Source organism: Shewanella sp. 10N.286.48.B5, assembly GCF_002874355.2.
Taxonomy (GTDB): Bacteria; Pseudomonadota; Gammaproteobacteria; order Enterobacterales; family Shewanellaceae; genus Shewanella.
Genome location: NZ_MCVG02000001.1, coordinates 2,792,103 through 2,814,097 on the forward strand (window position 1 = coordinate 2,792,103; position 21,995 = coordinate 2,814,097).

At 42.6% G+C, this 21,995-nt stretch carries 18 protein-coding genes; 11 read left to right on the forward strand and 7 right to left on the reverse strand.

Annotation, left to right across the window (positions count from 1 at the left end):
• Positions 1–103: 103 nt before the first annotated feature.
• The 3 genes from prmC to hemA are packed head-to-tail and all read right to left on the reverse strand — an operon-like array spanning position 104 to position 3,321.
• Entirely contained in the window at positions 104–961 is an 858-nt protein-coding gene (gene prmC, locus BCU57_RS12015; RefSeq protein ID WP_102438929.1) for a peptide chain release factor N(5)-glutamine methyltransferase, read from the reverse strand.
• A 9-nt stretch (positions 962–970) separates the two neighbouring features.
• On the reverse strand, positions 971–2,056 hold the full coding sequence (prfA, locus tag BCU57_RS12020) for a peptide chain release factor 1 (RefSeq protein WP_076543119.1): 1,086 nt from the start codon (positions 2,054–2,056) through the stop codon (positions 971–973).
• 14 nt (positions 2,057–2,070) lie between these two features.
• Positions 2,071–3,321 carry a glutamyl-tRNA reductase gene (gene hemA / locus BCU57_RS12025; protein ID WP_102438932.1) on the reverse strand — a complete coding sequence of 417 codons (1,251 nt, stop codon included), beginning with the start codon at positions 3,319–3,321 and terminating at the stop codon, positions 2,071–2,073.
• Positions 3,322–3,636: 315 nt separating this feature from the next.
• Here hemA and lolB point away from each other — a divergent pair, with 315 nt between their 5' ends.
• The 4 genes from lolB (at position 3,637) to BCU57_RS12045 (ending at position 7,495) form a co-directional block, all read left to right on the forward strand.
• On the forward strand, positions 3,637–4,272 hold the full coding sequence (lolB, locus tag BCU57_RS12030; protein WP_241900962.1) for a lipoprotein insertase outer membrane protein LolB: 636 nt from the start codon (positions 3,637–3,639) through the stop codon (positions 4,270–4,272).
• A gap of 98 nt (positions 4,273–4,370) precedes the next feature.
• Positions 4,371–5,240, forward strand: coding sequence for a 4-(cytidine 5'-diphospho)-2-C-methyl-D-erythritol kinase (gene ispE, locus BCU57_RS12035; protein WP_102438936.1), 870 nt, complete (start codon positions 4,371–4,373; stop codon positions 5,238–5,240).
• A 97-nt stretch (positions 5,241–5,337) separates the two neighbouring features.
• A complete protein-coding gene (locus BCU57_RS12040) occupies positions 5,338–6,285 on the forward strand; it encodes a ribose-phosphate pyrophosphokinase (RefSeq protein ID WP_076543115.1) in 948 nt (315 codons plus the stop codon).
• Positions 6,286–6,490: 205 nt separating this feature from the next.
• A complete protein-coding gene (locus tag BCU57_RS12045) occupies positions 6,491–7,495 on the forward strand; it encodes an FAD:protein FMN transferase (protein ID WP_102438938.1) in 1,005 nt (334 codons plus the stop codon).
• Positions 7,496–7,558: 63 nt separating this feature from the next.
• Here the strand turns inward: BCU57_RS12045 and BCU57_RS12050 are convergent, their stop codons facing one another.
• From BCU57_RS12050 to BCU57_RS12065, 4 genes are all read right to left on the reverse strand, one after another.
• The gene (locus BCU57_RS12050; protein WP_102438940.1) at positions 7,559–8,449 is read right to left on the reverse strand and encodes a hypothetical protein; all 891 of its coding nucleotides are present in this window, start codon (positions 8,447–8,449) and stop codon (positions 7,559–7,561) included.
• An 806-nt stretch (positions 8,450–9,255) separates the two neighbouring features.
• Positions 9,256–10,833, reverse strand: a complete 1,578-nt coding sequence (locus BCU57_RS12055; protein ID WP_102438942.1) for a general secretion pathway protein GspF — start codon at positions 10,831–10,833, stop codon at positions 9,256–9,258.
• Positions 10,834–10,934: 101 nt separating this feature from the next.
• A complete protein-coding gene (locus BCU57_RS12060; protein WP_102438944.1) occupies positions 10,935–13,379 on the reverse strand; it encodes a LamG domain-containing protein in 2,445 nt (814 codons plus the stop codon).
• Between the two features lie 2 nt (positions 13,380–13,381).
• Positions 13,382–14,668, reverse strand: a complete 1,287-nt coding sequence (locus BCU57_RS12065; protein WP_102438946.1) for a hypothetical protein — start codon at positions 14,666–14,668, stop codon at positions 13,382–13,384.
• Positions 14,669–14,922: 254 nt separating this feature from the next.
• Here BCU57_RS12065 and BCU57_RS12070 point away from each other — a divergent pair, with 254 nt between their 5' ends.
• From BCU57_RS12070 to BCU57_RS12100, 7 genes are all read left to right on the forward strand, one after another.
• Positions 14,923–17,685: a PD40 domain-containing protein gene (locus BCU57_RS12070; protein ID WP_102438948.1), complete on the forward strand. Its 2,763-nt coding sequence runs from the start codon at positions 14,923–14,925 to the stop codon at positions 17,683–17,685.
• Positions 17,686–17,831: 146 nt separating this feature from the next.
• On the forward strand, positions 17,832–18,593 hold the full coding sequence (locus tag BCU57_RS12075) for an SH3 domain-containing protein (protein WP_102438950.1): 762 nt from the start codon (positions 17,832–17,834) through the stop codon (positions 18,591–18,593).
• 65 nt (positions 18,594–18,658) lie between these two features.
• The gene (locus BCU57_RS12080) at positions 18,659–19,315 is read left to right on the forward strand and encodes an outer membrane beta-barrel domain-containing protein (protein WP_241901126.1); all 657 of its coding nucleotides are present in this window, start codon (positions 18,659–18,661) and stop codon (positions 19,313–19,315) included.
• A 76-nt stretch (positions 19,316–19,391) separates the two neighbouring features.
• On the forward strand, positions 19,392–19,895 hold the full coding sequence (locus tag BCU57_RS12085) for a TlpA family protein disulfide reductase (RefSeq protein ID WP_102438952.1): 504 nt from the start codon (positions 19,392–19,394) through the stop codon (positions 19,893–19,895).
• Between the two features lie 31 nt (positions 19,896–19,926).
• The gene (locus BCU57_RS12090) at positions 19,927–20,148 is read left to right on the forward strand and encodes a DUF4266 domain-containing protein (RefSeq protein WP_368506495.1); all 222 of its coding nucleotides are present in this window, start codon (positions 19,927–19,929) and stop codon (positions 20,146–20,148) included.
• The gene (locus BCU57_RS12095) at positions 20,093–21,289 is read left to right on the forward strand and encodes a DUF3570 domain-containing protein (RefSeq protein WP_413211432.1); all 1,197 of its coding nucleotides are present in this window, start codon (positions 20,093–20,095) and stop codon (positions 21,287–21,289) included. The genes BCU57_RS12090 and BCU57_RS12095 overlap by 56 nt, the downstream gene beginning before the upstream one ends.
• Positions 21,290–21,336: 47 nt before the next feature.
• The gene (locus BCU57_RS12100) at positions 21,337–21,990 is read left to right on the forward strand and encodes an AraC family transcriptional regulator (protein WP_198589561.1); all 654 of its coding nucleotides are present in this window, start codon (positions 21,337–21,339) and stop codon (positions 21,988–21,990) included.
• Positions 21,991–21,995 lie beyond the last annotated feature (5 nt).

Genomic DNA, 21,995 nt, shown 5'->3' on the forward strand with positions numbered 1-21,995 from the left:
ACTACATGAGTAAATCAGCAACTAACTCAGTATTAACTGGGCAATTAACGCGATGGATCACTGCCAATGATTAACGAACGAAAAAATGGCGGTTGCAAGTGGCTTAAACCTTGTTCCATTGACCTAAGGTGCAACGGTCATTACTGCCAAAGTCTCGCACGGTTGCGACATTGTCATAACCAAGTTCAATGAGCTTTTGTCTTACGACCAGCGCCTGTTCAAAGCCGTGCTCCAGCAGTAAATAGCCACCTTCAGATAAGTAAGCCCGCGCATAGGTTGCGATATGAAATAAATCAGCAAAACCTGCGTCACCTGCGGTCAATGCACTTGATGGTTCAAAGCGCACATCACCCATGGCTAAATGCTCATCGGCTTCGTCAATATAAGGAGGGTTTGAGACAATTAATTGAAATTGCCGGCCTTCAATTGCACTAAACCAATCTGATTGTAAAATTTCAACTTGAGTGAGATTTAAGTTTTGCCGGTTGGCTTTAGCAAGTTCTACCGCATCAGTGACTTTATCAACGGCTGTGACTTGCCATTGTGGTCGCTCAGATGCCAATGACAATGCTATCGCGCCTGTTCCCGTACCTAAATCCAGTACCTTAGCCGTTTCCGCTACAGGCAAATTTAACGCGGTTTCTACTAAAATTTCAGTATCAGGACGCGGGATCAAGGTGGTGGCGTTAACAATAAATGGCAATGACCAAAATTCACGTTCACCAATAATATGTGCCACAGGCACACCTTGCTGGCGCTTTTCGACCATGGCTTTATAAGCTTTGAATTGATCTGTGGTGAGGACTTTTTCAGGCCAAGTATAAATGAAGCTACGCTGCTTATTGATGCAATGCAGAAGCAAGGCTTCTGCATCGATATTGGCCGATTCAGATGAATCGACCAATAAACTGTAAGCCCATTGCAAAGACTCCGCAATGGTAGAGAAAGAAGACTGTGACAAGGTTACTCCTTAGTCGTCAGCTAATGCAGCAAGCAAGTCCGCTTGTTCCTCTTGCATTAATGGCTCAATAATAGCGTTTAAGTCGCCTTCCATGATTTCATTTAAGCGGTATAGCGTTAAATTAATGCGGTGCTCACTCATACGACCTTGTGGGAAGTTGTAAGTTCGAATACGTTCAGAACGGTCACCACTTGCCACTAGATTACGGCGGGTTGATTCTTCTTCGCTACGACGCTTTTCATCTTCAACCGCTTGTAAGCGCGCTGAAAGCACACTCATGGCTTGGGCACGGTTTTTATGTTGCGAGCGTTGATCCTGACATTCCACCACAATACCTGACGGTACGTGAGTAATACGAATGGCTGAATCGGTTTTGTTGACGTGCTGACCACCTGCGCCAGATGCGCGGAAGGTATCGACTTTTAAATCTGCTGGATTAATTGAAATCTGCTCTGCTTCTGGCACTTCTGGTAATACAACCACGGTAACGGCTGAGGTATGTACACGACCTTGGGATTCAGTTTCTGGTACACGTTGAACACGGTGTCCGCCAGATTCAAATTTCAATTTACCGTAAACGCCTTCACCAGTTACGTGAACGATTAATTCTTTAAAGCCACCATGCTCACCTTCGTTGGCGTTCATGATTTCCATTTGCCACTTATTCGACTCACAAAAACGTGAATACATGCGGAATAAGTCACCCGCGAATATAGCGGCTTCATCACCACCGGCGCCGGCACGGATTTCTACGAAGGCATTACGGTCGTCATTTGGATCTTTTGGAAGCAATAAGATTTGTAATTCATCTTCAAGTTCTGCAATGGCTTTTTTGGCTGCTTTAATTTCTTCTTGAGCCATTTCACGCATTTCTGCGTCATCTTCAGTAAGCATTTCTTGCGCTGACTCAAGATCGGCTTGAGCCTCTTGAAACGCTTTAAAGCTTTTTACAATATCTTCTAACTGAGAATATTCTTTTGATAAGCCGCGAAAGCGGTCTTGATCCGCAATAACTTGTGCATCACTCAGTAATGCCAATACTTCTTCATTACGTTCAAGCAAGCCTTCCAGCTTGCGAATAACCGACTCTTTCATTTAGCTTTATTACCTTAATTTTTATCCAAACCAAGCGTGACACGTAATTGGCCTAAGGTATTCAAGTCCCCTTGACGACTAGCAGAAGTTAACGCTTGTGTCGGTGCATGGATTAAGCGATTGGTTAGCCTATTGGCTAGCTCTAAAATCACTTGTTCATTGTCACCACCTTGAGTTAATTTGTTCAAGGCGCGCTCTACTAATTCATCTTTAATTGCCAAACTTTGGCTTCGGTATTCTCGAATACTGTCTACAGACTCTAACGAACGCACCCATTCCATAAAGATATGAGATTGTTCATCGGCAATTACTTCTGCCTGCTCGGCGGCTTCTTTACGTGAAGCCATGTTCTGTTCAATGATGCTGTGTAAATCGTCCACAGTATAAAGGAAAGCATCGTCTAATTCGCCAACTTCTGCTTCTATATCACGAGGAACTGCAATATCAACCAATAGCATGGGTTGATGACGACGTTGTTTCAGTGCCTTTTCGACCATGCCCTTACCTAATATAGGCAATGGACTGGCGGTAGAGGATATCACGATATCGGCTTTAGGTAGATAGTCTGGTATTTGTTGCAGCGTAATTGCCGTTGCATCAAACTCTTCACACATCGCCTGTGCACGCTCAACCGTTCGGTTAGCCACCACAATACCGGCAACCTCATTGTCTTTTAAATGCTTGGCAACTAATTCAATGGTTTCTCCAGCGCCAATCAATAATACATTGGTGGTACTTAGTGATGAGAAAATATGTTTGGCCATGCTGACAGCGGCAAACGCCACTGACACCGCGGCGGCGCCAATTTCGGTTTCAGTACGCACTTTTTTAGCCACTGAAAAGGTGTTTTGAAACAAACGGTCAATAGTAACTGCCGTTGTGCCTGCCTCTTTAGCTTTCGCAAAGGCTTGTTTAACTTGCCCAAGAATTTGTGGCTCACCTAATACTAGAGAATCTAGACCTGAAGACACGCGCATTAAGTGTTTAACGCATTCCTGATCCTCATAGCTATAAATACAAGGCATGAGATCATCATGACTAAGATTGTGATAATCCTCTAGCCATTCGATTATGTCTTCTTTAGTGCCGTTGTTGCAATAAAGTTCTGTACGGTTACAGGTTGACACGATCACGGATTCACCCGAGCTAGTTCGACTAGCTAGACTCTTCATCGCATCGTGAATCTTATCCGGTGAAAAGGCGACTTTCTCTCGAAGATCGACCGTGGCGGTTTTATGATTTATTCCGATTGCTACTAGGCTCATGTGACTCGTTTTAAGTTCTTCGCAGGATCATTAATTAGGTCATTCTACTTAATTGGTAAAACTAAAAACACAATTGGCTTAACAAAACGGAATAATTATCTATTTTTTTTCTAATAATTCTATCTTGTTAACAAAATCATCCATCATTTGACAAAATACACCAAGAAAAACAGGGCTATGTATATCTACATTAGCTAATATTGTCTAGTATAGGAGTAATAATTAATCAAATCAGTTTTATTTATAAAAGCATTTTTACAATCAGCTTATTGCCCAGTATCATGCCTTATCGCTTTTTTATCCCAGTGAGTCCCTTTGCGAATTTTAACAACTTACCTAAAGCACTTACTGTTAATGAGCTGTTTATTGTTAACGGCTTGTTCTATTCGTCCGCCGCACACGCTTTCAGAAACACAGGTAAAGCACCCCAGTGACGCCCAAGCATGGGAATTACAAGGTAAACTGGCTTTTCGTTCTAGCAGCGATAAATTTAGCACCAACTTATTTTGGTTGCACGATCAAAGCAGCCAATATGATCGCGATGAATTGACCCTTACCACCATGATTGGCACAACTGTATTGTCACTTAAGTCTGAAAATGGCCTAGCCAGTTTAGACATTCAAGATAAAACTTACACAGACAACAACCCTGAGCGGCTAATCTACCGCGTCAGCGGCATGACCATTCCCATTAATAAATTACCGCTTTGGATCACAGGTCAAGTCGCCCCTGATGATGAAGTGCTAGAATATAATCCAGATGGCAGCATCAAACGTTTTAGCAGTGCTGATAATGGCGGGGATTGGCTGGTAAGCTTTATGAGTTATCAGCAACAAAGCGGTGCTAAGCTGCCCAGATTACTGCAAATCAATCGCGCTGATGTACAAATAAAAATACAGATAAATCAATGGCAAGCGCTAACAACCAATCTAGCACAAACCAATAACTAATCGATATTGGTTTATCGGCTATTGATGATGCGCTGTTATATAAGTACTTATATAGGCACTTCGACTCAAAATGACAAAACCACTTGAATGGCTTTTACATGACAACAAATAAAGACAATTTGGCAATCTCCACTGAATGGCCAGCTCCTGCAAAGCTCAATTTATTTTTGCATATTACCGGCCAACGAGCCGATGGTTACCACGAGCTTCAAACCCTGTTTCAGTTTATTGACCAATGTGACTATTTAGATTTTCAGACGACTGAGTCGAAACAAATAAGCTTGCATTCAGAATTATCAAAAGTTGTCGCAGAAAAAGATAACTTAATTCTAAAGGCCGCAAAATCTTTACAAGAATATTGCAATTATCAGGGCGGCGCACAAATTTGGTTACGTAAAAACTTGCCTATGGGTGGCGGTTTAGGTGGTGGTTCATCTGATGCGGCCACCACATTAGTGGCATTAAATAAGTTGTGGGGGCTTGATTTACCCCATGCAACCCTAGCAAAAATCGGCCTAGAACTTGGCGCGGATGTCCCTGTTTTTATTAATGGTTTTTCTGCTTTCGCTGAAGGTGTTGGTGAACAGCTTATTGCAGTGCAACCAGCAGAGTTGTACTACCTAGTCATAGTGCCTGAAGTCCATGTGTCAACCCAAGCAATTTTCCAAGCGCCAGACTTAACTCGCGATACACCTAAATTAGCAATCGATACTTTAATGCAGCAAAATTGGTCAAATGATTGCCAAAAGCTTGTCACAGAAAAGCACCCCCAAGTTGCCAATGCCTTAAGCTGGCTGGTAGAATATGCGCCGTCAAGAATGACCGGAACTGGCGCATGCGTCTTCGGTGAATTCGAACAGCAACAATCGGCGCTAGACGCGTTGGCACACCTGCCAACGACCATGAGCGGCTTTGTTGCTAAAGGCTTAAACCTGTCACCTTTGATGACACGTTTAAACCAAGATTAACAAATACCTTCTAGAAATGTTTTTTGCTTATTGATGACAACATCCTTAAGTCACATTTTTAGCCACTAACTTAAAGCCAACACCTGAGGTTCATAAAGTGCCCGATATCAAGCTCTTTGCTGGTAACGCTACCCCTAAACTAGCCAAAAAAATAGCCGACCGTTTATTTTGCAAACTTGGCGATGCAGTAGTAGGCCGTTTCAGCGACGGTGAAATCAGTGTTCAAATCAATGAGAACGTACGTGGTGCTGATGTATTCATCATCCAATCGACTTGTGCACCGACCAACGACAACCTGATGGAACTTATCGTTATGGTTGATGCGCTTCGCCGTGCATCTGCTGGTCGTATTACCGCAGTAATTCCATACTTCGGTTACGCTCGTCAAGATCGTCGTGTTCGTAGTGCTCGTGTACCTATTACTGCTAAAGTTGTTGCAGACTTCTTATCAAGTGTTGGGGTTGACCGCGTATTAACTTGCGATCTTCACGCTGAGCAAATTCAAGGTTTCTTTGATGTGCCTGTTGATAACGTTTTCGGTAGCCCAGTACTGCTAGAAGATATGTTAGGCAAGCAACTTGATAACCCAGTTGTTGTTTCTCCAGACATTGGTGGTGTAGTTCGTGCTCGCGCTGTAGCTAAACTACTTGATGATTCTGACTTAGCTATTATTGATAAGCGTCGCCCACAAGCGAACGTAGCTCAAGTAATGCATATCATTGGTGATGTTCAAGGCCGTGACTGTATTATTGTTGATGACATGATCGATACTGGTGGTACTTTATGTAAAGCGGCAGAAGCGTTAAAAGAACATGGTGCTAACCGTGTATTCGCTTATGCAACTCACCCGGTATTTTCTGGCAATGCTGCGAAAAATATCGCTGAATCAGTTATCGATGAAGTTATCGTTACCGATACTGTGCCATTAAGCCCTGAGATCGCTAAACTTGAAAAGGTAACTCAGCTAACAATGTCAGCAGTACTTGCTGAAGCGATCCGTCGTGTTAGCAATGAAGAGTCTATTTCTGCGATGTTCCGTCACTAATCAATTATTTGAATTAGTCGCTGACTTAAGGTATCTGGCTTAGGTCTTTGAGTTAGGTCTTCGACTTAGCACCGACATCGAAAAAGCGCACTCAATCGAGTGCGTTTTTTATTGGCTGTTATTTGGCATAAATCAATCTAGATTAATAACCCATAACTCAGTACCCTATTGGCTATAAAAATAATTCAACAATAAGTCATTACCCATGTTTAAGCCTTTCTCATTAATCTCACTGTGTTTTGTTGGCCTAATCTTATCCACTCAAGTCACTGCGCAGTGGCATCAAAAGAGCTTTGAAGTCATGGGGACCCAAGCTCATGTTGAATTTTGGCTTTCAGAAGCAGAGAAGAATACAGAGTCAAATGAAAAACAAACTGCAGATAACCTCATCATCGCTGTCGAACAAGAAATGCATCGCATCGACCGATTAATGAGTCCTTATAAAGCAGACAGCGAATTAAGCAAAATCAACCAACTGGCAGGGAAAGAGGCAGTTGTCATTAATCAAGAACTGTTTGATTTGCTGCTTGATTCACACAAGATTGCTGAGCTGACAAACGGTACATTTGATATCACTTACGCCTCAATTGGTTATCAATACGATTACCGCCAAGGACAAAAGCCAGCGAAACCCGAGATAAACCAAGCCCTCGAAGCTATAGATTACCGCGCAGTAACCTTAGACAAATCACAATCTAGTGTTCGTTTTAAAAACCAAGATGTACGGATTGATTTAGGCGGAATAGCTAAAGGACATGCCGTTAAGCAATGCTTAGCCATTTTACAAGCTGCAGGTATTAAGCACGCCTTAGTCAGCGCAGGTGGTGATACAGGACTGCTCGGTGACAGACGCGGCCGCCCATGGTTTGTCGGTATTAAGCACCCTAGAGCCGCTGAAAAAACAGCGGTGCAATTACCACTGGCTAACGAGTCAATTTCAACATCAGGTGATTACGAGCGTTACTTCATCGAAGATGGCGTGCGCTACCACCACATCATTAATCCTAAAACCGGCGACTCGGCCAGAAAAGTGGTCAGCGTATCCATCATTGGTAAAAACTCAACTTACGTTGATGCCCTATCAACAGCCGTATTTGTAAAAGGCTTACAAGAAGGCATGGCGCTAATTAACCAGCTACCAGAATATGAAGCGATTATTATTGATAATCAACAGACGTTACATGTATCAGAGGGACTACAACAGGATTAGTAAATGCTTTAATAATGGGGGCTATTTGAGTAAGTTTATGCTGATTCCAATTTTTCTCTGTTTTTAATTAAACTCCAATAAAGTAGTAACATCTTCAATTAATAGGACAAATTCCTCTTGCTCCTTTTCGCGACCACTTGCCAATTGGAATTGAGTTATGTCATACAAACGTTCCATTAATTCAAAGCCAAAAACATCCTTGTGCCTTTCTTCAAACGATCCTAGTATACAAAATTTTTGTACTAGTTTATGGACATAAGAAATCAGTTCAATAGCTCTGAAACGCGTAAATGATTGATCCTTTTCAAATCTTACATCAATCATATCCTCAGAAATCGGCATAACACTATTAAATATACTCTTAATAACATCCAGTTGTTCTCTTAACTCAGGAGCAGTTACACCTGTCATCTTATGATTTCTTATTGTTGTCATAAAGTCGTTCAAGGGCTTTTTAGCCCCTATTGCTTTTAAAGTTACAGGCTTATAATCCCCATTTCTAGAATTCGGAAAGATATGATCGTACATCCAAAGTTGTGTGTAGGACTTGTATCCAGGATAGTCATTTTCTAATTTCTCACAGAAATGATGAAACTCTTCTTTGTGCTTGAAATAATTTGTGAATAAATTCTGTTCAAGAGTCATCTGAGTCTGTTTTAAAGAGGTTTTTATCTGCTGGTTTGTTTGCTCTGAACGATGATTCAGAGCAATTAAACCAACTAAAGGTACTATTAAAGAAAGAGTAGTGAGGGGAACTGAGTACGTTGTTACAATTAAGTCTACATCATATGGGATATGATTAAGGAGTTCTGGATTTAATTGATAGATATTGAAAGCCATCCACGAACTAACTAGTGAAACTAAAAAAACAACTAGCCACACTGAAGCTAACTGGTAAAGATGTTTATCTTTCTTTTGTGAAATTTTTATCCCTACCGTGTTTTGCTCTAACATTGGCATTCTCTTTTAAATAGACTATTTAAACTATTAGATTATAAACAGTTCCTATTACATATAAAAGTTATAGGTATACCAAACTCTTTCTTTGATGAACTTAGCTGTTAAAGATCAACGTCGTGGCGCTTCGCCCACACCAGAGCAAAAGGGAGTGGACGGCAACTCCCTCTTGCATCACCCTCGCCGCTCCGGCGAAATTTAAAAAGCAAAATTTCCAACGGAGAATCATCCAGCTTTAACCTATATTTTGAGCCTGCTTCACTAAGCTGCAAAAATCGCTAACGCTTCCGATGGGGCGTCCCTTCCCCTCGAAAGCTAGCCTGACATCCATGTCTGGACTCACGCGATTTTCTTGCTTACCTCAATTCAAATTGAACATTCATAATCTAAAAAGACACTCTAAGAGTTTGGGCTGAACAAATGAATCAGCCGACACAAGGACACCATTGAAATTGCTAAAATGCGTTGAAGAAAATAGTGTAAGCCTGACAGGAAGTCAGGCTAGCTTTAGTTGGCCATGGATGGCCTATCTAAAGCGTTAGCTATTTTTGAATAAGCATGAGGCTTGCTCGCTTTTAAGAGCAATTTCGTAGGGGCGGCAAGGGATGTCGAGAAGGGAAATGCTGTTGTTTCCCTTTCGTCGGGTGTGGGCGAAGCGCCACGACTTTGATTCTAGTTTTGGTTTTCAGTTAAAATTAAAAACAAATTTAAAAACAAATATAAAAACAAATATAAAAACAAAAAAGCTCAGATAAAACCTCTGAGACTTTCAATTTAACCAGTAAAATAAACCAATATTTTAATCAAACTATTGGTTGAAACGCTGTTAGCGAATCTAACATCGCACTGTTCCCCAAACCTTGTCTTGGTGCCACCATATTGAACTGGCCTTGTTCACCATGCAGTGCCATGTAGTTAAGCAACACCGTATCCACCAGCAAGTTCACGTTATTTGCCGATGGAGCTGATGCGGTATCCACTGAGGCATCAGAGCGCATAAAGCCGATTTGTTGGTTTTGCGCCATTTGATCGGCACTTGCGCCCATTAATTGTGGCTTACCCGCTGGGTTATACACCAAGAAGAAAGATGCACCTGTAGATGAGTTATCTCCCGTCCATTCGCCCTTGCCTCGTCCTTCCATTGAGTCATCGATGCGGCCATTACTGGCAACAGAGCCATCACTGAATACATACATCATCAAAGGTTGATTGCGACGAGCGGCATATTCCAAACATGCGCCCATACAACGACCTGCGCGTAAATCTCGTAACTCACCGGTACCACGCTCACCGGTGTGATAGTCAAAACCACCCATAGTGACAGTGCCAGCACCAGAGAATCCATTGACCACCAGCTTCATAATAGAAGCGGTTTTTTGGAACTCTGATTCTGAATCAAATTCATTAATGGTAAAGATACCGCTTGGGCCCACAATGTCAGGATCTAACACAGGGTTAAGCGTCGAAGGATCACCAAAACGATCGGCTAAATCAGCACTTTTCACATAGCCACAATTGACTAAGTCTTTAATCACATCATCACGAGTCACTTGAGTGTTCACCGAAGCCATTTTCTGGGCGCTAATGCGCTGGATACTTTCCATCACCGTTACGGCATCACGTTGAGATAATAAGTTAAACAAATCACCCACATCCACAAGCCCAGTCACATCAGACGGTCGATCGATTTTAGTTGGTCGCATGCTCAAATCGACAAAATTAGCCGCTGCCATTGAGTTGCCACCAGAGTCAGTGCTGCGCGAGCCAATGAGTGGCATCAGCGAGCCGTTAGCACCAGCCGCCGCAATAGCATACATAGGATTATGTGGGTTATTACCCGTATCGTTATCAGAACGACAAGGGATCACCGCACCATTAATCCGTGATGCGGTATCGGCTGACACCTTTTCCAATATGCCACGTAAAAACGCTGAATCAGAGTGGAACGCGAGCCCTAAATCAGTATTAATAAAATCAGACATACCAACATCAGGGTTTGCAATCGATGGCGCCATATCACCGGGCAAACCCAGCTTGTTATAGCCTGCTGTCGACAAGAAATCTTGCTGACCACCTGCGCCACCAACCAGCACATTTGAGCCAGCAATATTGGCGCCGCCGGCTAAATCGAAACTGATAAACGGAATTTTACCCGCCCCTTGTACGCTAATACCGCATGAGTCTCGCAGTGCTTCTAAGTCAGAAGACAACGCAGCATTGGCTTGGTTTGGGTTAGCAAACATGCTCATTAATGATAAACCCGCGACCGCTTGGCCACCTTTTGCCAGGCCCGTTGAGATAAACTCACGGCGAGTCATGGGTTTACGATGATCGGAAAACAATAAAGGACTGTCAGGGTGAAGATGAGTACGTTTAGTCATGTTGAAGTCCTTTTAAACTCTTTTTTGCCGCCGCTTGATTGTCGATATTCAATAATGGAAGCGTCGTAATCTGTGTGGGTATTTTTATCATCATTACGCTCCTATTGAATCAACATCACAGCACTTGCCAACACTGCTGCACATGATGCTTTAGCAATAGTTTGGGTTCGCTCTGGATTACAGTTTGTGCCACACACAGACAAATTACTGACGAGTGAATCCAGCTCGTTATAAACCAAGTTAGCATCTGGCTGACTCGATAAATTCAGCGGCATAAGTTGACCAATTAACGGGTTGAGCAAGTTAGGTCTTTCTGCGCTGCTTAATGCCACGTTTGGCTCTTGCGTGAAGTCAATATCAGGGAACCAAGCGCTGCGTAAGCTATCGTCATCAATGGCGACATCACAATAGGCAATTGCCAGTTGCGTCACACCCATTTGCTGTGCAGAAATAAAGGTATCGATATTTTCGACACTCGGCAGTTGGCTTTTTACTAGCGCATAGGTATCAAACACTTTGGTTGTTTGCTGAGGTACACCAGTTAACTCACTCATTGAGTGGTTAATTTCAGCAAAGTTTCTTAAGCCTATTTGCGCGGTTTCGGTACTTGCTGGTAACTCATCAGGTGTGATTATCACGCCAGGCACAACCACATTTTCATGTTCACCGATTTGCTCAAAAGTGAGGAAAAACTCATCCTGACTGGCACCTTTTTCGAGACCAATAATAGTGCCTAATGCAGACAGCGACATAGGTTCAGCTAACGCCTGACCGCTTTCAATGGCTAAATCTACGTTAGAATAAGCTTGTCCTTGGGCACTTTCTTTACCATTAATCCCGATACGAACTGAACGCATATCAAATGCTTCAGCCACTGGCGTACCATCGATATTCACCAATGAAGCGCCAGTAAATAAATAGCTGTAATTATCAAATTGGCTGACTTCAAACATCACATAGGTATTGGGTAAATCAATTAAATGACTTACCGAGAACAGCAAGAAGAATTTCTCACCTACACCGACATCATAGTTTTGGCTGATTTGTTCTTGCTCTAGGACGCGGTTATAAATCGCCAACAAACGAATATCACCCTGCCAGACATGTTGGTTTGAAGCCTCTCGTCCTAAAATCAACGCAAAGCTGTCATCCCAAGATGCCAACGGCGCAATATCTTCATCAGCAACTTCAGTTAAGTTGCCATTGACGTAAATTTTTCGCCCTTCTGTAGCGTTATAAGTTAATACCACATGCTGCAGTGTCGCTTGTAACACTTCATCGGCATCTGGCGTACTTAAGGCTGGTTCGCCATTGGTGCTTGAAGCTTCAGTGCGCAGCATAAAGTCATAGTTATATTGGCTCTGGCCTAATGTGAAGTTACGTGCATCATCACCCGCTGAATAAGTGACGATTCTTGCAGGCCCTTCTTGGGTGACATTATTTGGTGTTACCCAAGCTTCAACTGAAAACTCACCAGTTGAGGTGATTAAATCATGGAGTTTCTTACTGTTGGCGGTACTAGCCTGCGCTTTACCATTAGTAAAAGATAAACCCCAACTGCCGAGCCATTCAACATCACCCGTCAGCGATAAATTCGCTTCTGGCGCGATACCAGAGGTATCGTATGCAGTAGAACCCTCGCCAGTTTTGAACTGGTATAAGGCTATGACATCCGTTTCAAATCGACCACCACTTGAAGCGGTAATACCATCCGTTAAGCGTAGTGATTTAGACACCACCATTTCTGGTGAAATTTCATCGACAGCAATTGCATCACTCATCGCTGTCACTGCAGCAAGCATTTCATTGCTATTTTCTTGGCAATTTGTCCAACAGTTATGAAACTCATTGCCTAAACGAACCACTAATCGAGACTGAGATGGCTCATCGATGTTGATGACATTTTTAGCCGACTCGTAAGCTTGAGCTATATCGTTACTGGCAAAGAAAGGTGACTGAGCAAAAGTCGCTCCTTCGTTATGACAATCAACGCAGTACTGGCTAACAATGGGGTAAACATGTTGGCTAAATAGCGCACTGTCATCTGGGAAACTTTTGCTTGAACCTGGCTCTCGAATGACTGGTGCGGTTAACTCAATTGTATTGGCGCTACTGACCCGTTCATCTGACCACAATTTGATCCACGAAGTCATGGTTTCACCACAGGCACTATCACTGTCTAGCCAACAATTATGGCCACCAGCCACTTTTTCAACTAAGCGAGATGAAGCAGGATCAGTTAAATCAACCAGCGGATTAGTCGCAGCATACGCGTCGTTAACGTCTTCTCGACTGGCAAAATATGGCGCTTGATTTCCTTCTGTATGACAGGCTCCACAGCGATTTTGAGTTGAGATATTGTCCCACAATGAGACTTTATATTTTTGAATGTCTTCAGTGGCAGGTGCAGGACCGGTATACACGCCAGAGTCTGGTTCTTGCTGTTGAGGCGGATTACTTTCTACGTCACCGCCGCCACATGCCGTGAGGGTTAAACATAAACTCAGCACCGAGAGGCTAGATAAGGTTTTTTGAGATAATTTCACCGTTACTCTCCCATGCAGTACTTGCCAACTTCAGCGAATACACGCTTAAGTTGATATGAGTTTTGTTGAAAAGACTCAGTGGTCGCCGCAATTTGGTTAATATCCTCATTGGACTCTGCATCTCGTAAGCACACGGTTTTAAATACTTTCTTTACTTGGCATTGAGCGAAAGCTTGGCTATTAGCAAACTCCTCACCTAATGACTTAGCACCAAAGCCTTTACCTTCAAGGGTTTCATCCCAGCCAAGCTTTTGGTTAACCCCCTCACGCCAATAGTTATGCCATTCATCATCTTCAGTGACATAACCATAAGGGAAACTGGTCGAGTTAATATGGTATTTACCTTGCACCCTGGTGCCTGTATCGGGATCAACTTGGCCACTTTGGTTGTAAGCAATAGCCCCATTATCACCAACCGGATCGGCTTCAAGGTTAAAATCATATTGATAAAATGCAAACGCTTGAGCTAATGGATCCATGCCACTGTGGCAACCTAAACAGTTATTGATAAATAAGCGACTATCGCCACCAGGGCTGCGGCTAACATCTTGGCGGATTCTATCGGGTGAACGGGTATTATCTTTTAGGGGCTCTAAATCAGTGCACAAATGATTCATTAAGGTAAAACGCACCATGGCTCTGTTTGTACCTAAATAAAAGAATGCTTTGGCAGCCGCTCTACTGGTTAGAACGCCTGCTGTAGCATCACTTGGCAAACCATTTAAGCTAGACTGACTGGTTCGCTCCAAGCCATCTTTTAAATCAATAAACTGATCTTCTAATGATTGGTAATGTTGGTTATTACTGGTGCTATAGGCTGGTAAATTAAGGCTGTTCTTCCCCACATACACCATATCGGCTTGCAGTACCTGCCTGAAATCAACGTCATCTCGTACCGCACCAATTACAGTTGCACTGTAATCATTTAGTGGTGCAAAACTGTCTTGATCGATATTAGTCCAGGGGGTGGCGAACAATTTTAAAGTCGTGGAATAAAAAGCTGGGGTTTCCATTGCTAAATAAGCCGCTTCTATCGGTTTACTATCGTCGAGTAATTGCGCTATATCATTGAGGGTTTGTTCAGATGCGGGAACACCGGCGATACGATCATGTAATTGCTTTGCTTGCTCTAACGTCCCAGCATGAGATAAAGGAGCAAAAACAATTATTGAACCTAGTGTTAATTTATGCAAAAAGGCTCGGGTTTTATTCAGTCTTAATTGCGTTCTTAGCACATTGAATTTATTTGAAAATCGTTGACTTTTCACCGTACAAAGTTGCCTCTTCATACTGTCTCCTTGTCGTTATTTCAGCCAACAAACGCCTTAAGCGGCAGAGTTATAAAAACGCAGACAATGATAAGTATTTCGGGAATCATAAAGCTTGTTGTTTTTATTTTTGTTAACTTTATTTTTTACTTGGCAAAATAATTTTTATTAAAAAGTATTGAAACACTGAGACTAGGCGGCAATAATGTCAAGAGTTATTACATTTTAACTATGTAACGATAACAATAATAACAATTATATATTAAGGGTAATAAATGAAGCCATTTTTCGGCTTAAAGGGATTAGGCCGTAAAACTTTTGACAATAAAGTTTTAGGCTATAAAGCTTCTATTTATCAAGCATTAATGGCGTTTCTTCTTGTTAGCGGTTGTAACACGGATACAGCGCTTAAGGATGAACAGCCTGATCCTGTTTTAGTTGAATACCCTGTGGTTTACATTCAGCGCGATCTCATTACCCAGCCCAGTGATGACAACCCAGAATCCGCTAGTTTTCAAAGTAGAAACCCAAGCCAATTTAATCCTGGGGCACAATTATTTGTAAAACGAAATGCGTTTACTGACTCACCCGTTACCAATATCACCGCCGAACTTTTTGCCGATTTAATCACCGAAGATCCTGATACTATCCAACGCATAGATATTCGTGATTTATCAGTATCTGATGATGGTCAACAATTTTTAGTCTCTATTCGCGCGCCAGAAATTGCTGATGCCGACGAAGATGAGCAACCAAGTTGGAATATATGGCGTTACCAATTATCAGACCAATCACTGACCCGATTAATAGACAGTGATACGACCGCCGAACAAGGTGATGATTTGATGGCATCCTTTCTCCCTGATGGACGGATTATATTTGCCTCAACCCGCCAGCGCTTATCACGAGCCATTTTACTCGATGAAGGTAAACCGCAATACACCGCTCTCGATGAAAGCCGCGATAACGAAACGTTCAACATCCATTTAATGAACGATGATGGTAGCGGTATTGAGCAACTGACCTTCAATCTTAGTCATGATTTCTACCCACTGGTATTGCAAGATGGTCAAATCCTCTATAGCCGTTGGGATGACATGGGTGGCGACCATGGTATTAACCTCTACAAAATGAATCCAGATGGCACCGAGAATGAATTAATGTTTGGCTGGCATTCTCATCAAATGACTCTCGATGAGCAAGATGAACAAATTGAGTTTGTTAAACCGCAGCAATTACCAAATGGCAATATACTGATGCTGCTGTCATCACAGGATGAAATGAGTTATCAAAAAAGGCCTGTGACAATCAATATCGATGAGTATATTGATAACCAGCAAGCCACTGCGGTATCGGGCAAAACCGACAACACAACTAACAATGCCATAAGCGATTTACCGCTCAGTTTTGATTTTAAATTTAACTTCGCAGACGCGCTATCTCCTTCTGGGCGCTTAACTCATTTATATCCATTACCTGATAACAGCCAACGTTATTTATTGAGTTGGGATCTTTGTCGGGTTGTTGTTGAAGAACAAATCCGTGCATGTGGTCAATTAACTGATGAACAGTTACTGGATCAAACCTTAACACTTGCCGATCCCTTATATGAGCTTTGGCTACTTAACGATGCCGACGGTACTCAGCAGTTAGTCGCCAATAGCGAAGAAGGTAAAGTGATTACTGAAGCGTTAGTGATGCAGCCTTCATCGCAACCTAAAGCCTTTATCGCCGATCAAGTGGTTGGTAATGAACTTGATCCACAGTTGCACCAAGAACTCGCTGCGGCAATTCACATTCGCAGCGTATATGATTTTGATGGTCAAGACAGCAGCAGTAATCAAGGCGGTATTAGTCGATTAAGCGATCCTTCATTAACCCCAGCCAGTGAATTACCAGCGCGCTTTTTAAAAGTCGTCCGCGGCGTACCTATGCCACCTGATGAAGTTCGAGATATTGCCAATACCGATTTTGGCCGCAGCCGAAATCAATTAATGCGCGAAGTTATTGGCTACACCCCAATTCAGCCAGACGGCTCAGTGAAAATTAAAGTCCCTGCAAATGTGCCATTGGCCATCAGTGTCTTAGATAGCAACGGCCAACGCATTGGTGGTCGCCACAGCCAATGGATAAGTTTACAAGCCGGTGAAACCCTGCAATGTATGGGTTGTCACACGGCTAACAGCCAATTACCTCATGGCCGTTATGATGCCCAAGCAGACAGCATTAACACAGGGGCGATTGGTGGCTCTGCATACCCTAATGCCAGCAGCAATATTATTCCAATACAAGGTCAAACCATGGCGCAGGCCGATGCCATGGTCAATGGCATTGCAGAGCTATCGGCGAGCCTACGTTACGATGATATTTGGACTAATCCAGCTATCTCAGCGCCAAACCCGAGTATGAATCTGAGTTATGAAAACTTAACAACCCCTGCACCAAATGGCAGTGAATGTTTTAATAATTGGACCCCATATTGCCGCATTCAAATCAACTATGAAGAACATATTCAGCCCCTTTGGGATTTACCTCGTTTAGCCATAGACGAAGACACCTTAGAGGTCCTTGCGAATAACACTTGCACCGTGTGCCATAGCAATGTCGATGATAATAACCTTGCCCAGGTGCCAGCTGGTCAGCTTGAATTGATTGCAGCTCCATCAATAGATCAAATCGCTCACCTAACGAGTTATCGTGAGTTATTTTTTAATGATGTCGAACAAGAAGAAGTGGATGGGATCGTTATCGACAAACTAGTCGAAGTGCTAGATGCCGATGGTAACGTGGTTTATCAACTGGATGCCGATGGTGAATTGATACTCGATGCCGAAGGTAATCCAATTCCTGTATTAACCACAGTGAATGTACCAGCAATTATCTCGACTAATGGTGCCAGAGCCAGTAGCAGGTTTTTTAATACCATGAATGATGAAACCCATCAAAATATGCTGACAGCCGACGAACTTAAATTATTAAGCGAATGGATAGATATTGGGGCTCAGTATTACAACACCCCTTTTTACGCTCAAGATTAGTCGAAAAGGCTTTTGATAACAGCCGCCATAATAAGAGCAACCTTGGTAAGAGACGGCTTGATAAGAAAAACCTTGATAACAACAAAGTTAAAAGCCAAATAAAAACAACAATAAACAAGGACTGATGATGTTACAAAAAGGAAACTATGTTTAATTTCGCCTGCCCATTCAAATTCATGTTGGCAGGTACATTACTCTGTTTAACGTTATTGAACTCCAACCTTGCTCACGCTGAATCCTCGGCGGCGCAGTTAACCATTGATGTTCCCTTTGTTGAGCTTCATTCAGGCCCAAGTGCAGGCTATCCCGTCGTACATGTTGTTGAGCAACATGAACAGGTCAGTGTACTACTCAAACGAACATCTTGGCTCAAAGTCCGTGATAAGCGTGGCATTGAAGGTTGGTTTCATGAAGATGACTTACGCGGACTCAGCCAACATGGTGAAGCGGTTAACCAGCATGTCATTGGCACTGAAGCCTTTATGCAAAGAGACTGGGAATCGGGCGTAATGTATGGCGACCTTGAAGGCGCTAACTTTTATAACGTGCACTTAGGCTATGTTTTCACCCCTGTTTTTAGTGCTGAAATATCTGCAGGTAAAGCCTTAGGTAGCATTTCTGATAGTGACTTATTTGAAGCCATGCTTTACAGCCATCCTTTTCCTGAATTTACCTTGGTCCCTTACATTGGCATAGGTGGCGGCATTATCAACACTAAGCCTCACAGTGTTATCGCGGATTCTGAATCACGTCAAAGCACCTTAATGAGTGCAGCGGTTGGGGTTAAATACCATCTCGCACGTAACTTTATCTTACGCGCCGAATATAAACTCTCGTTGGCCTTAACCGACAGAGATGAAAATGAACAACTTCAATCTTGGAAAGTCGGCTTTAGCGTCTTTTTCTAATGGGCATGGGAATAATGAAGGCAATGATGAAAACAGCGATAACAACAAAAATAAGCATTAATACCATGGTAAAAAACGCAATTAAATCTTGTTTAACCCTAAGTATCGTCACTTTAGGCATGGGCTATAGCGCCATTGCACTTTCAGCTGAAGCTAGCCAATCAAATACCGTCGGAGTTAAAGCCGATGTTGAGCGCCGCGAAGTACTCGATGATGTATTGGATACCGAAAATTTCGAGGTCGGTATTCAAGGTGGCTTGATGTCAATTGAGGACTTTGAAAATAGCCCTTGGATTAGTGCACATCTGGGGTATCACATCAGTGAACACTTTTATGTCAAAGGCAGATATGCCGTCGCTGAAGGCGGATATACCAGTTTTGAGAAGCTTGCTAATACCGCGCCTTTACTGACAGATGAAGAGCGCGAAATGACCTACTACGGCCTCAATATTGGTTATAACCTTCTGCCTGGTGAAATATTTTTCAGTGAAGATTTAGTCTTTAACAGTGTGTTCTCCATTGAAGTCGGTGGTGGTAACACTGAGTTTGCCGGTGATGAACAATTTACGGTGAACTTAACCGCTAACTACCGTGTTTTTCTCAATGACTGGGTTGCATGGGATCTGGCGATGAGTGACTACATCTTTGACACTCAAATAACAGGCTCATCAAAAACGACGCACAATTTAACCTTTTCTACCGGTATTGCTGTTTATTTTTAATCTATAGCCGTTGGTCACAACCTAGCTCGAAAAAGAGTTAAACAAAAATTAAATAGTAAGAAAAAAAGGATTATCAATGATGTTATTTAAGCGTGGGTTCATTGCCCTGTTTACCCTATTTACTTTAAGTGTATCGATTCAAGCCAATGCGTTATCAGAAGGCGATATGGCACCAGATTTCACCTTAAAAAACATGCAAGGTGAGAACCTTAAACTCTCTGAGCAGCGCGGCAATATCATCCTGATTAACTTCTGGGCATCTTGGTGTGGACCTTGTAGAAAAGAGATGCCAGTACTGCAAAAGCTTGAAGACAAATATCGAGATTTAGGCGTTGCCGTTTGGGGCGTCAATGTTGAGCAAGAAAACCAAGCAGGTAAAGACTTTCTAGCCGATCTTAATTTAAGTTTTGACATCTTTTTTGACGAAACAAACAGCCTATCTCAGACCTACGATGTAAAAGCCATGCCAACGACTGTGATTGTCGATCGCGACGGCAAAGTGCGATATGTGTTCTTAGGTTATCAAGACGGTTACGAGAAAAAATACGCCGCTGCGATTAAAAAGCTGATCAGAGAGTAACCCTATGATGAATCCAATCAAAAAAATGCTCATGCTCATAACGGCCCTGTCGTCACTATTCATAATATCGGGCTGCTCAAGTTTAGACATAGAACCTTGGGTAAAACCTTATGAACGCCAAAACCTTGCCGATCCTATTATGCGATTTGGTAGGCACCCCATTGCCAATATGCACGTAGCGCATGTATTGGAGGCCCGTGAGTCTGCTCGCGGAGCAGAAGGAACTGGAGGCGGTGGCTGTGGTTGTAACTAAGATGCTCAAGTGCTTATTAAAGACAGCCACACTGACAGGATTAATTCTCTGCTCGCCACTCAGCCTAGCAGCAGTGCTAGAGCCTGATCGCGCTGATGTGCTTTATCACAGCTATGAAGGCGGCGGGATGAAAATTGACGGTCCTTCGGTATTGCTTCGAAAAAAGACCTCAGAATCATTGGCGTTTACTGGCTACTACTACCTCGATAGCATTTCTTCGGCCTCTGTAGATGTGCTCAGTACAGCAAGTCCATATAGCGAAAAGCGCCATGAAGGCCAAATTGGGGTCGAATACCTCAACGATAAGACCTTAATGACCTTTAATGCCCGCCAGAGTGATGAAGACGATTACCTCGCACAATCCTTTAGTGTTAATGTATCTCAAGATACCTTTGGCGATTTAACCAATTTAAGTCTTGGTGTGTCATATGGTGATAATGAAATACGCCGCAATGGCGATGACCAATTTGAAGAACAAAGCCAGCAGTACCGTATTCGCGCAGGCATAAGTCAAATTTTAACTCGCAACTTAACCGCGCAACTTAACTTTGAAGCCATTGCTGACGAAGGTTACCTCAATAACCCATACCGTACGGTACGCTACATAGATACAACTAACCCATCCGGTGTTGGCTATCAGTCTGAAATCTATCCAGAGACTCGTAACTCGTTTTCAACCAAATTATCGGCAAGCTACTTTCTGCCCTATCGCGCGGCGTTATTTTTTCATTATCGCTACTTCAACGACAGCTGGGAAATTGATGCTAATGATGTCGAACTCGGATACCGCCACCCTATTGGTGACTTCTTAGAACTTGAATTTAAAGTGCGTTACTACCAGCAAACTCAAGCTGAATTTTATAGTGACTTATTCCCTTATCAAGATGCACAAAACTACCTAGCCCGCGATAAAGAGTTAAGTGACTTTAATGACTTAACCTTAGGCCTAGGTGTCACATATTTAATGCCTGAAAGCTTATCTTTTAGAGATACTCGCTCAGAAGCCAGTATTCAATGGGACTACATCACCTTCGACTACAACAACTTTAGAGATCCCACTGCTGATGGTGGCGTAGGTAACGAACCGTTTTACAATTTTTCCGCTAACGTCATCCGCGCTTTTTATAGCGTTTACTTTTAATCATTTTGCGTAATGTTAGCGATTTAGCCCATTTTCAAGGTAGAAATATGAACAACACAGATCAAGGTACTGGACAAGGTACAGCGCAGGGTAACACTGTTAAGTCATCTACAAATTTTAAAATATGGCTCACTTTGGGGCTATTTATAGCCATTTTCTGGAGCGCGATGCAGCCAAATGCCGCGTTAGCCAATACTGATAATGACGCGAGTGCTAATGCAATGACTAATGGTAATGTTAGCGCTGATAGTCAGAGTCAGGTAGCAAGCGATCTTGAAAACATCAAAAGCCAAGTCATTAAATTAAATCGTGATTTATTCATTCTTGAAGAAGACTTATTGTTCCCCGCAAGCACTCAAATAGCTGTATTTGTGTCAGTGGATATTGGACGTTTTTTTACCCTAGACAGTGTCGAGCTAAAAATTAATCAGCAAAATGTAGCCGGTTTTTTATATACCCAACGCCAACGTCGTGCACTGGAAAAAGGCGGCATTCAAAAAGTCTATATGGGCAATTTGAAAATGGGACAGCATCAGCTTACCGCTATTTTTACCGGTGTTGATGCAGAAGGTCGCACCGTACAAAGAGCAGTTACTCATCAATTTGAAAAGACAGATGAAACCGTGATGGTGGAATTGAAACTTGAAGATAATGAATCCAGTTATCGTGCAGATGTGAAAGTTGAAGAGTGGGTTTTATAACGGTT